14 protein-coding genes are annotated in these 13,808 nt (G+C 61.9%); 5 read left to right on the forward strand and 9 right to left on the reverse strand.

Translation table 11 applies throughout. The annotated features are described in order from the left end of the window. Window positions 1-52 precede the first annotated feature (52 nt). The 3 genes from serS to WDB86_RS05420 all read left to right on the forward strand — a co-directional run bounded on the left by serS (window position 53) and on the right by WDB86_RS05420 (window position 2,458). On the forward strand, window positions 53-1,342 hold the full coding sequence (serS, locus tag WDB86_RS05410; RefSeq protein WP_406736826.1) for a serine--tRNA ligase: 1,290 nt from the start codon (window positions 53-55) through the stop codon (window positions 1,340-1,342). Between the two features lie 122 nt (window positions 1,343-1,464). Further along, entirely contained in the window at window positions 1,465-1,659 is a 195-nt protein-coding gene (locus tag WDB86_RS05415) for a hypothetical protein (RefSeq protein ID WP_406736827.1), read from the forward strand. A 64-nt stretch (window positions 1,660-1,723) separates the two neighbouring features. Continuing rightward, window positions 1,724-2,458: a hypothetical protein gene (locus WDB86_RS05420; RefSeq protein WP_406736828.1), complete on the forward strand. Its 735-nt coding sequence runs from the start codon at window positions 1,724-1,726 to the stop codon at window positions 2,456-2,458. Between the two features lie 56 nt (window positions 2,459-2,514). Here WDB86_RS05420 and der read toward each other — a convergent pair whose 3' ends face one another. From der to WDB86_RS05445, 5 genes are all read right to left on the reverse strand, one after another. Continuing rightward, entirely contained in the window at window positions 2,515-4,038 is a 1,524-nt protein-coding gene (gene der / locus WDB86_RS05425; RefSeq protein WP_339106955.1) for a ribosome biogenesis GTPase Der, read from the reverse strand. 135 nt (window positions 4,039-4,173) lie between these two features. After that, complete coding sequence (locus WDB86_RS05430; protein WP_339106954.1) at window positions 4,174-5,484, reverse strand: PQQ-binding-like beta-propeller repeat protein; 1,311 nt, start codon at window positions 5,482-5,484, stop codon at window positions 4,174-4,176. 62 nt (window positions 5,485-5,546) lie between these two features. Further along, window positions 5,547-6,191, reverse strand: a complete 645-nt coding sequence (locus WDB86_RS05435; protein WP_339106953.1) for a tetratricopeptide repeat protein — start codon at window positions 6,189-6,191, stop codon at window positions 5,547-5,549. 128 nt (window positions 6,192-6,319) lie between these two features. Next, on the reverse strand, window positions 6,320-8,161 hold the full coding sequence (locus tag WDB86_RS05440; protein WP_406736829.1) for an ABCB family ABC transporter ATP-binding protein/permease: 1,842 nt from the start codon (window positions 8,159-8,161) through the stop codon (window positions 6,320-6,322). Window positions 8,162-8,229: 68 nt separating this feature from the next. Beyond that, the gene (locus WDB86_RS05445; protein WP_406736830.1) at window positions 8,230-9,336 is read right to left on the reverse strand and encodes a LysM peptidoglycan-binding domain-containing protein; all 1,107 of its coding nucleotides are present in this window, start codon (window positions 9,334-9,336) and stop codon (window positions 8,230-8,232) included. Between the two features lie 143 nt (window positions 9,337-9,479). Between WDB86_RS05445 and WDB86_RS05450 the strand changes: the two genes are divergently transcribed. Further along, window positions 9,480-10,040, forward strand: coding sequence for a TIGR00730 family Rossman fold protein (locus tag WDB86_RS05450; RefSeq protein WP_339106950.1), 561 nt, complete (start codon window positions 9,480-9,482; stop codon window positions 10,038-10,040). Between the two features lie 16 nt (window positions 10,041-10,056). On the opposite strand, the gene rarD is transcribed toward WDB86_RS05450, so the two are convergent. The 3 genes from rarD to WDB86_RS05465 form a co-directional block, all read right to left on the reverse strand. After that, the gene (gene rarD / locus WDB86_RS05455; RefSeq protein ID WP_406736831.1) at window positions 10,057-10,959 is read right to left on the reverse strand and encodes an EamA family transporter RarD; all 903 of its coding nucleotides are present in this window, start codon (window positions 10,957-10,959) and stop codon (window positions 10,057-10,059) included. A gap of 244 nt (window positions 10,960-11,203) precedes the next feature. Next, the gene (locus tag WDB86_RS05460) at window positions 11,204-11,671 is read right to left on the reverse strand and encodes a host attachment family protein (RefSeq protein WP_406736832.1); all 468 of its coding nucleotides are present in this window, start codon (window positions 11,669-11,671) and stop codon (window positions 11,204-11,206) included. 139 nt (window positions 11,672-11,810) lie between these two features. Next, window positions 11,811-12,410, reverse strand: a complete 600-nt coding sequence (locus tag WDB86_RS05465) for a superoxide dismutase (protein ID WP_339106947.1) — start codon at window positions 12,408-12,410, stop codon at window positions 11,811-11,813. A gap of 262 nt (window positions 12,411-12,672) precedes the next feature. Between WDB86_RS05465 and WDB86_RS05470 the strand changes: the two genes are divergently transcribed. Then, window positions 12,673-13,230: an NADPH-dependent FMN reductase gene (locus WDB86_RS05470; protein ID WP_406720525.1), complete on the forward strand. Its 558-nt coding sequence runs from the start codon at window positions 12,673-12,675 to the stop codon at window positions 13,228-13,230. Window positions 13,231-13,299: 69 nt separating this feature from the next. Here WDB86_RS05470 and WDB86_RS05475 read toward each other — a convergent pair whose 3' ends face one another. Then, window positions 13,300-13,785, reverse strand: coding sequence for a cytochrome b (locus WDB86_RS05475; protein WP_406736833.1), 486 nt, complete (start codon window positions 13,783-13,785; stop codon window positions 13,300-13,302). Window positions 13,786-13,808 lie beyond the last annotated feature (23 nt).

Raw genomic sequence — 13,808 nt, forward strand, 5'->3', positions numbered from 1 at the left:
CTCAAATCGGGATAAAGCCAGAGGCGCAATCACAGCGAGTTAGAGGACCGTCATGCACGACATTCGCGCGATCCGTGAAAATCCCGAAACCTTCGATGCTGCTCTGGCACGCCGCGGGCTGGAGCCGATGTCGGCGCAGATCCTCTCGATCGACGAGGCCCGCCGCAAGGCCATCCAGACCGCCGAGGAAGCCAAGGCCGAACAGAATGCCGCCTCCAAGCAGGTCGGCGCGGCCAAGGCCGCAGGCAATGACGCCGAATTCGAGCGTCTGCGCGCGCTGGTTGCGGACAAGAAAGCCGAAGTGGCGGCCATGCAGACCGAGGCTGGCGCCAAGGATGCGGAGCTGCGCGATCTGCTGATGACCATTCCCAATATCGTGCTCGACGAGGTGCCGCAGGGCGCGGACGAGGACGACAATGTGGAAATCCGCAAATGGGGCGACGTTCCGAGCTATAGCTTTGCGCCGAAAGAACATTACGAGCTGTCCGGCGTGGGCGCGAATATGGATTTCGAAGTGGCGGCCAAGCTGTCCGGCTCGCGCTTTGTGGCGCTGCGTGGCGGTGTGGCCCGTGTCCACCGTGCATTGGCGCAATACATGCTGGATCTGCATGTCGATACGCATGGGCTGGTCGAGAATATCACGCCCGTTCTGGTGCGTGACGAAGCGATGCTGGGCACCGGCCAGCTGCCGAAATTCTCGGAAGACAGCTATCAGACGACCAATGGCTGGTGGCTGATCCCCACCGCCGAGGTGACGCTTACCAATTTCGCCAGCGGCGAAGTCTGGGACGAAGCCACCCTGCCCCGCCGCTATGTCGCCCATACCAACTGCTTCCGTTCGGAGGCAGGCTCTGCGGGTAAGGACACCTCGGGCATGCTGCGCCAGCACCAGTTCGAGAAGGTCGAGATGGTCACCATCTGCCATCCCGAAAAAGCCATCGAAGAGCATGAGCGCATGGTGACCTGCGCCGAAGCCGTGCTGGAAGGTCTGGGCCTGCCCTATCGCCGGATCATCCTATGCACCGGCGATATCGGCTTTGGCGCGCAGAAAACCTATGATCTCGAAGTCTGGCTACCGGGGCAGAACACCTATCGCGAGATCTCTTCCGTCTCCACCTGTGGCCAGTTTCAGGCCCGCCGCATGAACGGGCGCTTCAAGCCCGCCGATGGTGGCAAGCCCGAATTCCTTGCCACGCTGAACGGTTCGGGTCTGGCCGTGGGGCGCTGCCTGATCGCCGTTCTGGAAAACGGCCAGCAGGAAGATGGCTCGGTGGTTCTGCCCGAGGCTCTGCACCCCTATCTGGGCGGCAAGACCAAACTGGTAGAGGGCGCCCTCGTCTGAGGCATTCCGCCAAGGCTGCCTTTTAAGGATGGCCGCTATAGGACGCTCCTATGACCTGTGTCATGGGAGCGTTTTTCATTATATATTAAGGTTACGCCACCCGATGGAACGGAGAACCGATCATGACCCGTCTTCTGCAAGATCCGGAACACCTCGCCCGCGAGATCTGTGACATGGATGACGTCTCGATTGCGGCCTATGTCTCGCAGCTCTGCTACGAGCGCAAGCTGACCAAGATCGTGCATGCCCTCAACGAGGCCGAAAGCGCGCCCTCCGGCACAGCCAAGGCGGCGCTGGATCATCTGGGATTTATTTGACCCCGAAGGGAACTTTCGGAACTCTGGCGCGTTCCTGCTGGAAACAACTGCAGGACAGTCCGCAATGTTCCGCCAAACCTTCCGCATGAAAGCCATTCTGCTTTTCGTCGCGACACTGGCTTTCGTTCTCTCGCCGCTCTGGTCTCCCTCGTTCAAAGGGTATGATCCCAGCATGTTCCCCAACCCCGTGGACAAACCCGCCGTGCAACCGGCGGGATGGGCATTCTCGATCTGGTCGCTGATCTATCTGTGGCTGGTGATCCACGCGGCGTGGGGGCTGTTCAAACGCGCCGAGGTCTCTGGCTGGGACCAACCGCGCTGGCCGCTTTTTCTGTCGCTGGCCCTTGGCGCAAGCTGGCTTGTGGTTGCCACATCGCAGCCTTGGCTTGCCACGCTGCAAATCTGGATCATGTGGGCAGCCGCTGTCTGGGCAATGGCGCGCGCGCCTCGCACGCTTGAGTCCGCGCTGCTGTCCTGGCCGATCTCGCTTTACGCAGGCTGGCTGACCGCTGCCTCTGCCGTAGGGACGGGCGTGGTGCTGATCGGCTATAATATCGGCTCCGAAACGGTGGTCACCCTTCTGATGCTGTCACTGGTGGCGGCGATCAGCCTGACACTGATTTTATGGCTGCGCCCGCCACGTGGTTATGCCCTTGGCGTGATCTGGGCCTTGATCGGGGTGATCGCGGCAAACTGGGGCCATGACGTTATCATGCTGCCAGCCTGCATCTACGCGCTGGCCCTGCTGGTCCTGACCTTCTGGCAGCCGCGCAGCCCGCGACATGGCTATTCCCATTAACCGCCCTATCGGCGAGAGGTCAAAAAGAAACCCCGGCACACAGGCCGGGGTTTTTCTTAGTCGTCTTTGCTTTTGTCTTTGGTCTTGCGACGTTCGGCAGCAGCGGATTTGAACGCGGCCTGTTTCTTGGCATCCACGTGTTTTTTAAGACGCGAAGGGATGGATTTCTTCTTATCCTTATAGGGGTTGGCCTTACCCTGATCGCGGAAATAGATCCGGATCGGCGTGCCCCCCATATCAAAGCTCTCACGCAGCCCGTTCACCAGATAGCGGCCATAGGCTTCGGGGATCTTGTCGGTATGGGTGGCCTTCACCACAAATCCTGGCGGGCGCGTCTTGGCCTGCGTCATATAGCGCAGCTTGATCCGGCGGCCACCGGGAGCGGGCGGCGGGTGCGCCTCGGTCATGGCCGACAGCCAGTTGTTCAGTTTCGCGGTGGGCACACGGCGGTTCCAGACCTCATGCGCCTTCAGGATCGCGGCATGAAGGCGGTCAAGCCCCTTGCCGGTTTTCGCTGAAACGGTCACCAGCGGCGCGCCTTTGAGCTGCGGCAGAAGGCGCTCGAAGGCCTCGCGCAGTTCCAGAAGCTTCGCGGGCTTATCGTCTTCGAGGTCCCATTTATTGGCCGCCACAACAACGGCACGGCCCTCGGTTTCCGCGAAATCGGCAATCCGTAGATCCTGCGTTTCAAACGGGATATTCACATCCAAGAGAACCACCACGACCTCGGCAAAGCGTACGGCGCGCAGACCATCGGCCACGGAAAGCTTTTCCAGCTTTTCGTTCACGCGGGCCTTCTTGCGCATACCGGCAGTGTCCCAGATGCGCATCGGCGTGCCCATATAGTCGGTCTTCACCGAGATCGCATCGCGGGTGATGCCTGCCTCGGGGCCGGTCAGCAGGCGGTCCTCATTGAGGATCTTGTTGATCAGCGTCGACTTCCCCGCATTCGGACGACCGATCACGGCAAGCTGCAGCGGTTTGGCCGCCGAGGGCGGGATATAGGCGGGGATGTCATCTTCGGACAGCTCATCCTCGATCACCACATCGGTCTCGGGGATCGCGGCCACATTCTTGGCGGCGAAGTCATCGGCCAGCGGGCGCAGCACATGGTAAAGGTCATCCATGCCCTCGCCATGCTCTGCCGAAATCCGCAGCGGCTCGCCCAGACCGAGGCTCCAGGCCTCCAGGGCGCCTGCCTCACCGGCATTGCCTTCGGCCTTATTGGCGGCCAGAATCACATTGGCATTCTTGCGGCGCAGGATATCGGCGAAGATCTCGTCGGCAGGGGTCACACCGACACGGGCATCCACCACGAAGAGACAGATATCGGCCTCTTCCACCGCGCGCTCGGTCAGGCGGCGCATACGGCCTTGAAGGCTGTCATCCTCGGCCAGCTCCAGACCGGCGCTATCGATCACGATAAAGCGCAGATCGCCAAGGCGCGCGTCGCCCTCGCGCAGGTCGCGGGTCACACCGGGCGTGTCATCGACAAGCGCCAGACGCTTGCCGACCAGACGGTTGAACAGGGTCGACTTGCCGACATTAGGGCGACCAACGATCGCGAGGGTAAAGCTCATAAGGCCCTCCTTGGGCGGCGCAGCCCCGTACGGGATGCGCGGATTCGAACGCGTCTCCTACACGGGACGCGGGCGCGGGTCAAACACTGTTAAAAGAAAACCGGGCAAAAGCCCGGCTTCCTTCGATCAAACCCCTCAGCGATAGGCCAGAAGCTTGCCATCGCGCGAAACGACATAAAGCGTACCGCCTGCCACCACAGGGGCCGAAGCCGCACCGCCGGGCAGATCGACCGCTGCCAGAAGCTTGCCCGAGGCCGGATCGAACACCCGCAGACGGTTGTCGGACGAGGCGACAAACAGCTTGTTGCCGGCCAGAACCGGCCCGTAATGCGCATAGATCGCCTGTTGTTTCTTCGGCTTTTCCTTAACGTAATAGGGCATATCCACGGCATAGATCTCGGCACCGGTGGCGGCATCAAGACGGGTCAGCTTGGCTTCATCCGAAATCAGGAAGACCGAACCGCCCGCCACGACCAGCGGCGAGGTCGCCCCTGTTTTGGCCACCCATTTCTGCTTGCCCGATGCCAGATCGAAGGCGGCAGACCGGCCTGCCGAGGTGCCTGCATAGACGACATCGCCCACGATGACGGGATCGCCCGTCAGATCAACGATGCTCCCGAAGGCACGGCCCAGACGGCGGCCCGGAACGCGGGCCTGCCACATGTCGAAACCGCCTTTGGGCAGCGTGGCCATCAGATCCCCCGAGGGGAAGGGGAAGACAGCCGTATTGCCCCCCACCGCAGGGGCCGAGACCCCCGTCATGGCCGAGGGCGAGGCCCCGCCCTGCATCTGCCATTCCACTTTGCCATCTGCCGGACGGATCGCCCATGCCGAACCGTCACGCGCAACGACATAGACCAGACCATCCGCCACGGTCGGCGCGCCACCGATCGAGACGCCGAAATCCTGACGCCAGCGCACATTGCCGGACGCTGTATCCACCGCCACCAGCTCGCCATAGCCCGTGGTCACAAACAGCGTATTGCCCGAAGCGGCCAGACCACCGCCCGAAGCCGAGCCGGGGGTTTCATTGGCCGGCACCAGATTGGCGCGCCACAATGTCTGCCCCGAGGTCGAGGTGGCGGTGACATCGGTATGGCTGTCGAGCGTAAAGATCCGCCCTCCCAACACGACCGGATCCGAGGTAATGCGGTATTTGCGGGCATCCCCCTGCCCGATCCCTGCCTGCCAGACCAGCGTCGTTCCCTGCCCGATGGCCGCATTCGGCGCGTGGTGGGTCGGACCGCCGGCACGTTGGGGCCAGTCGGCATTGGCGGTCACAGCGGGCAGGCTGAGCGCCGTCGAGGTGACAGGAGCCACCTCGGTTGCGGTATCGGAGAGCACATCGCGCGGATCAAGCCGATCGCCCTGAAGGACAACTTCCTTTTCGCAGGCGGAAACCGCCAGCATCATGCCAAGGGCCGCCATTTTGTGAACAAGCTTCACCGCGCTACTCCTGCCGTCAATGTTACTTCGGAAATACGCGGGCAGCCTGCCCGCGCAAGGGCTCAGCCCTGTTTCATCTCGCCACCAAGGGCCACAATAAGCTGCGTCAGGCGTTGCTGCACCCCCGAGGTCAGATCAGCCTCCTGCAGCATGGATTGCGCCTGGCTGATGGCCTCATCGGTTTTGCCATCTGCCACCAGCACCAGAATCTGCTGTTCCTGTGCCAGTTCGGAATAGGGCGCTCCGGGCTTGGCCAGATCGGCCAGCATGGCATCGCGTTCGGACGCGGGCATCTGCGCCCCTTGCGCAAGGATCAGTTTCAGACGCGCCAGATCGTGCAAGCTGGGCGGCAGGGCCTGATTATCGGCGGCGGCTTGAAAATGGGTCACGGCCTGATCGGTCTTGCCGTCCTCCAATGCGGTGGCCCCTGCCACCAGATCCAGCACACCGGCCCGCGCCCCTTCGGCCGGAACATCTTTCAGCGCCGCCAGCGGATCTTCGGCTTTCATCGCCGCCATCACCCCGTCACCAAAGCTTTGCGCCGCAGCATCACGCTGCTGGGTCTGGTATTCGTTCCATGCCGCCCCGCCCACAATGGCAAGCACCGCCAGAACGCCCACCCATCCCCAGCGTTTGAACACGCGGTAAAGACGGTCGCGACGCACCTCTTCGGTGACTTCGTCGATGAAACTGTCGGTCTCGCTCACGGGCCGCACTCCTTCGTCTTGCCAGCGGGTCGCAGAAGAATCCCGCCTGTCGGGCGAAGCTTGCCCGACCTGTTCCGGCCTTTCTTATACGCAAGCCTCCCCCTCCGGCAAGGGCAGGCGGGCACAGGCTAGCTTTGAGCCCCGTCTTCACGTTCAATTTCTGCCGATTGGCGCGCCCACATACGGGCATAGCGCCCGCCCTTGGCCAAAAGCGCCTCGTGGCGCCCCCGTTCGACGATCTCGCCCGCCTCCATCACGACAATCTGATCCGCATCGACAATGGTCGAGAGGCGGTGCGCGATGGTGATCACCGTGCGCCCCTGCCCCGCCTCGGCCAGCGAGGCCTGAATATCGCGCTCGGTCTGGGTATCCAGCGCCGAGGTCGCCTCGTCCAGCAGCAGGATTGGCGGGTTTTTCAGAATGGTGCGGGCAATCCCCACGCGCTGTTTCTCGCCGCCCGAAAGCTTCAGCCCGCGCTCGCCCACCTGCGTGTCATAGCCCTCGGGGAGGCTTTCGATGAAGTCGTGGATACGGGCGGCTTTCGCGGCGGCAATCACCTCGTCGCGCGTGGCCTGCGGGCGGGCATAGGCGATATTATAGCCCACACTGTCGTTAAACAGCACCGTATCCTGCGGCACGACACCGATCGCCGCATGCAGCGAGGATTGCGTCACATCGCGCAGATCCTGCCCGTCAATCTCGACCCCGCCCCCCGTCACATCATAAAAACGGAACATCAACCGGCCGATGGTCGATTTCCCCGACCCCGAGGGCCCGACCAAAGCCACCGTCTGGCCCGGCGCCACATCAAGGCTGATGCCCTTCAGGATCGGGCGTTCGGGCATATAGTGGAACCGCACATCGCGGAAGGTCACATGCCCGCCCGTCACCTGCAAGGGCGTCGCATCGGGCTTGTCCTGCACCTCGGGCAGTTGTTCCAGCAGGTCATGCATCTCGCCCATATCGGTCAGACCCTGCCGGATATTGCGATAGACCGAGCCAAGGAAATTCAGCGGCGTGGTGATCTGGATCATATAGGCCTGCACCATGACAAAATCGCCCACGCTCAGCGCCCCGCGCATGGTCTCCATTGCCGCCATCACCATCACCGCACACAGTCCGGACGAGATGATCAGCGCCTGCCCTGCATTCAGAAAGGCCAGCGAGCGATCGGTGCGGATCGCGGCCTTCGCATAATCCGCCATAGAGGCATCGTATCGCGACATCTCCCACGCATCGGCATTGAAATATTTGACCGTCTCGTAATTGAGCAGACTGTCGATCGCCTTCTGGTTGGCCTCCTGATCGGCCTTATTCATCCGCTGGCGCACCCGCACCCGCCATTCGGTCACTTTCAGCGTGAAGACCACATAGGCCATGATCGTCACCAGCAGCACCAGCGCATAGCGCCAGTCGAAAGCGACGGCAAAAATCACCAGCACGAAGAGCATCTCGATGACCATCGGCAGAATGTTGAACAGCAGGAATGACAGGAAGACCTCGCTGGCCTTCACCCCCCGTTCGATAATCCGCGTGATCGCGCCGGTCTTGCGCCCGATGTGGTATCGCAGTGACAACATATGCATATGCCGGAAAGTCTTGAGCGCGATATCCTTGGTCGCGCGCATCTGCACCGGCGCGAAAATCGCATTGCGCAATTCACTCACGCCCGAAGACAGAAACCGTGCCACCCCATAGGCCACGGTCAGCGCGACCGCCCCGAGCGGCAGCAGAAGCGCCGGATCGCGGGCATCGCCCGACAGCGTATCGACGGCGAGCTTGTAAAGATAGGGCGTCAGCAGCGTGATGACCTTGGCCGTCACCAGCAGCAGCATCGCCCACACCACCCTGCGCCGGACCCAAGCGGCCTCGGCAGGCCACAGATAGGGCAGGATAAAGCGGATCAGCGTCCAGCCGCGCTTGCGGTCGGCCTTGGCGTCATCGGGGGGCAAAGAGGTATCGGGCGGCATATCTGGCATCTTTCGGCTGGGCTGCCCGCCGCAACCTAATCAAACAGGACGTCTCTGCCAACCCGCGGTTATTGCGGCAGATTGAAGACCTGTCCGGGATAGATCAGATCGGGATTGCGGATCTGGTCGCGATTGGCCTCGAATACGCGGACATAGAGAAACCCGTCGCCATAGGCCGCATGCGCAATGGCCCAAAGCGTATTGCCCGGCTGCACGGTCAGGATCTTGGCCTCTGTCGCAGCGCCATTGCTTTCGGCCACCGCATCGGCAAGGACCTGCGGCGTCTCGCGCAAGAAGGGCGTTTCGGCCCGCGACACCACCTGACCATCCGCCGCCACCGCATCGACCCGCAGCTGGTAGGTGCCCGGCGCGATCTCGGGCAGATCAAGCTGCCACCCCGCCTCGTTGCGGCGCGCAGGCGCGGATAGGGCCACCTGACGGTTGTCCAGATAGACCACCAGCCGAGCGCCATCGGCCAAGCCCCGTCCGGCAATCACCACATCGCCTTTCGCGTCATAGGAAAGGGTGTCTATCGCCAGACGGTCCAGCGCCGGCCCGAGCACACGCGCGCCCTGCGCATCGGTGATGAGCGGACGCGGGACAGCGGCGGGCGGGGTATCGGGCGCGGTGGCCGCATCCGCCACCGCTTCCGAGGCGACCGGCACCGCCAGAAGCGGCGCAATCTGCAATGTCTCGGGGCTTTCGACAGCCGCCTGCCCTGCCCGCACCACCCGCAAACGGACAGATTGCGGCACATCCGACGGCGTGACCTCGAACTGTGTGGCGAAACTGCCGGCGGCATCGGCCACCACTTCGGCCATAACGGCGCCATCCACCAGCACCGTCACATGCGCGTCGGGCGCGGCACGACCGGCCAGCGTCACGGCCCCGTCAGGCGTGACATGCAGATTGTCGAAGCGCCCGCGGTCGGGATCGGCCTCTGGCGCGGGCGCTTGTGCGACAGAAAGACCGGCCCCGGCCCGCCCGGTGGCCGTTACAGCACTAGGGGCCGTCGCATCAGGGGCCGTCGCAGACGCGGGCGGCGCGGCATCCGGTGCCGTGTCTGGCGCGGGCGACGGATCGGGCAGATGGCGCATCCACCAAAGCCCCGCCCCCCCGACAAGGGCTGCCATTGCGACCCCGAGGATCAGGTGTTTTCGTGATACCGTGCTCATTGCGTGCGAACTCCTTGGGACCCGCACCCCGCGCTCTTCCCTTGCGGGAGCCTAGCGGCGGGCGTATGACCATACAACAAGTTTATGCAAGGCAGGCCCCTGCAAACCCGCTGATATTCCGAGCAAAAAAGAAAGAGATTCCCATGACCCAGCCCCGCCCCTCCGTCTGCGTCTTCTGCGGTTCCCGTCTTGGTGCGCAACCAAGCTACGAACAGGCCGCGACCGAGACGGGCCGGATGCTGGCGCATCGTGGCTGGCGGCTGGTTTATGGCGCAGGCGATGTGGGACTGATGGGGGCGGTTGCCCGCGCCACACAACAGGCACAGGGAGAGACCTTCGGCGTTATCCCCGAACACCTGTTCTCGCGCGAGGTCGGCAAGCGTGACCTGACCAGCTATATCGTCACCGAAACCATGCATGAGCGCAAAAAGGTGATGTTCATGAATTCGGATGCCATCGTCTTGCTACCGGGCGGGGCCGGTTCGCTTGACGAGATTTTCGAAGTTCTCACATGGCGTCAGATCGGCCTGCACAAAAAGCCGATTTTCATCCTGAATACCGATGGATACTGGGAGCCTCTGCGCCGCCTGATCGAGCAGGTGATCATCGAGGGCTTTGCCGATCCCAGCCTTGGCACTTTCCTGACATGGGCCGACACGGTGCCCGCGCTTGAAGCCGCACTGGACGCCGCCTTCACCGCCTGACCCCCTGCCTGCCAAATCACGCGGAGGGCTGGGCCTTCCGCGCAGCGCCCCGAAACCCCGACAGCGAATAAAGCGCCAAGGCCAGCCAGATCACCGGCAGGACCATCATCTGCACCGGTTGCAAGGGGTCGGCCAGCAGCAGCACCGCCACGGTCAGCTGTAGCGTCGGGTTGAGATATTGTATCAACCCCAGCGTCGCCAGACGCAGGCGTTGGGCCGCGTAGGAAAACAGCATCAGCGGCACCGCTGTCAGGCAGGCCGAGAGCACCAGAAACAGCGTCTCTGTCGTATCGCGCCCGAAATGTCCGGCATGGGCAGGGCCGAACCAGCCCAGTTCCAGCCCGATCAGATACACCGCCGAGATCGGAGCCAGCACCAGAACCTCGACAGTCACCGTGACCAGCGGTTCGGTTTTCAGCTGTTTCTTGATCAGCCCGTACATCCCAAACGTCACCGCCAGAATCAGCGGAATAACCGGCGCATGGCCCTGTGCGATGCCCATATAGATCACCGCCACAGCGACCAGCCCAATGGCCACCACCTGCAGGCTGCCCAGCTTTTCACGCAGGACGACCACCCCCAGCATGACCGAAAGCAGCGGCGAGATATAATATCCGAAGCTCGCCTCCACCGGATGCCCGTTATGGATCGCCCAGACATAGGTGAACCAGTTCGCCGTCACGCAAAGCGACGCCAGAGTGATGATGCCAAGCGACTTCGGCCGCAGCGCCACACGCAGCGCCGGCAGCTTGCCCTTTAGTGCCAGAATGACCATGAACAGCACCGCCGACCAGAGCGTCCTGTGGGCAAGCACCTCGATCACCGGCACATGGCGCAAGACCGCGAAGAACAGCCCCGACAATCCCCAGATCGTGCAGCAACTGATGATTGCAACAACACCCTTGCCTGCTTCGGTCATATCATTCCCGCCCTGTCAGATCACCTGACCCGAAAGCGGCCAGACAGGCGGTGTGCGCCTCGACCGGCAGAAAAGCAAGCCTCTGCCGATGCCAGTGCCCCCTGCCCCAATGCACAATGCCGCCCCCGAAGGTGCGGCATCGGCAGAGACGCCCCCGCAGAGCGACAAAACGTCGGAGATAGCGGCCCGAGGTGCCGAGGCACGCGCCTTATCCGCCACCGCGCCTTGGCACCAAACGCAAAGCCTAGGCGGCCAGATCGGCGCAGAGCCAGCGTTCGATCTGGTCGCGCGGCGCATTGGTATAGGTTTTCGGAATTTCCGCCACCAGCTTATCGGTGACCTCCTTATGCAGCGCAGGCCGAAGCACCCCCAGCACCTTCGGGCTGGCCGCAATCACGAGACGCTTATAGGCGCCCTTATGGGCCAGCTTATAAAGCTGCTCGGCCAGATCCTCGGCAAAACGGTCCTTGGCCAGCTGGTGCCAGTCGGTCTCGTCAAAGGCCGATTTCTGCCCCGGCCCGTTATCGGCCATCCGGCCCGGACGGTCGGTGCCCTGCGCGCGGTCGGGCGGGTTCTCCTGCATGGCGACATGGCGCACTGTCAGATTGGGGTCTTTCGCATCGGTGATATTTTCCAGAAATAGCGCCTTCTCGCCATCCGCGATCACCACCCATGTGCCGGTATCCAGTTTCTTGGTATCGAGCTTGGCCATAGCTGCCTCCTTCTTTCCGTGAACAGTGGAAAGAAAACGCCCGCCCCGCAGGCCCGTTCCGACACGGGCGTTCACAGCCCGGTGGGGTAAACAAAAAAGGCGCCCCTTGGGGCGCCTTTCGTCAGGGATATTGCTCGGGTCACAGACGCGAGGCAACATTTTCCCAGTTGACCAGCTTGTCGAGGAAGTTCGACAGGTAGGCCGGACGCTTGTTGCGGAAGTCGATGTAGTAGGAGTGTTCCCACACGTCGCAGCCCAGCAGAGCGGTCTGACCAAAGCACAGCGGGTTCACGCCGTTTTCGGTTTTGGTGACTTTCAGCGCGCCATCGGTGTCTTTCACCAGCCACGCCCAGCCCGAACCGAACTGGCCCGCGCCTGCTGCGGCGAAATCTTCCTTGAACTTGTCGACCGAACCGAAGGACTCGGTGATCGCTTTTTCCAGCTCGGTCGGCATGGTTTTGCCCGCCGGACCCATCATTTCCCAGAACTGGGTGTGGTTCCAGTGCTGCGAGGCATTGTTGAAGATGCCGTTTTGCGCCACTGCCGAAGCATTATAGGTGCCTTTGATGATCTCTTCGACCGATTTGCCTTCCCATTCGGTGCCAGCAATCAGCTTGTTGCCGGTGGTGACATAGGCGTTGTGGTGAAGGTCGTGGTGATATTCCAGCGTTTCCTTCGACATGCCCAGATCGGCAAGTGCGTCATGTGCATAAGGAAGATCGGGAAGTTCGAAAGCCATGGGTAAACCCCTTCTTGACGGATAGTGAATGTCTTCGCGCTCAATAGAAGCCCGCTAACGGCCGAGGTCAAGGGGCTGTTCTGTGCCCGCAACAGAAAATATGGTATTTCCCTCAACTATTTCAGCACCTTGCCCCAAGACCCACAGCCCCTGACAAAGCTGGTGCAGGGCTGCACAGGTTCTGTCCTTATTTGAGGCATTGCGACAGCCGCGCGCCGGATCTACCTTTCCGTCAAACGGGTGGTTGACCCGTGAATTGGAGATGAAAATGTCTAAGAAAATTGCCATTCTTGTGGGATCGCTGCGCAAAGGGTCCTTCAACCGTATGATCGCACAGACGCTTGTAGACGAAGCCCCCGAGGGCTACGAATTCGCCTTTGTCGAACTGGGCGATCTGCCGCTTTACAACCCCGATCTCGACGAGGGCGACGTTCCCAGCCAGTGGACCCGCCTGCGCGCCGATATCAAATCCGCCGATGCCGTGATGTTTGTCACCCCCGAATATAACCGCTCGGTGCCCGCCTCGATCAAGAACGCGCTCGATATCGGGTCGCGCCCCTATGGCCAGAGTGTCTGGGCCGGCAAACCGGCGCTTGTCGTTTCGGGCTCGATGGGCGGCATTGCGGGCTTTGGGGCCAACCACCATCTGCGCCAGTCGCTTGTCTTCCTTGATATGCCGGTGGTGCAGCAACCCGAGGCCTATATCGGGGCCATCCACACCCTGTTCGACGAAAACGGCAAGATGTCCAATGAGGGCACCCGCGAATTCATGGGCAAGATCATGGCAGCCTTCGACGCATGGATCAAAAAGCTGGCCTAAGCGCCGGTTCGAGATCATAGCAGACAGGAAAAGGGCACCCGTTCGGGTGCCCTTTGGCTATCGGGCGATCTAACGCTCCGGTTTCATCATCCGCACAAGCAGGCCGTCTTTCAGCACATATTGGTGGAAAATGCCCATTGCGGCATGAATTCCCGCAAGGATCAGCAAGGCATTGGCCAGCAGCGCATGGATATCCCCCGCCGCATCAAGGCCCAAAAACCACACAGCCATTCCCAGCAAGGGCACGACAAGCAACAGAAGATAGAGCAGGCGATGCCCCCAAAGCCCCGCCATCTTGAAAAGCCCCTCGCCCGGCACATCGGGTGCCCCGCGGGTCTTGCGCAAAACGGCGCGCAGTAGGGTCAGCACCAGCACCGCCACCCCGACCCAGACATGGATCTGCGGGTTCAGCGGCAGCGGGCCGGTTGTGCCCTCAAGATGCTGATGGGCCGCCTTCCCCATGCCTTCGCTATAGAAATAGTTGAACACGACCAGAATGGCGACAGACCAGTGCAATAAAATCTGTAATGACGAATATCCCGATTTCTCTGACATAGACGTTCTATCCTTAGGTTGAA

The sequence above is a fragment of the Thioclava sp. GXIMD4215 genome, assembly GCF_045291555.1.
Taxonomy (GTDB): Bacteria; Pseudomonadota; Alphaproteobacteria; order Rhodobacterales; family Rhodobacteraceae; genus Thioclava; species Thioclava litoralis.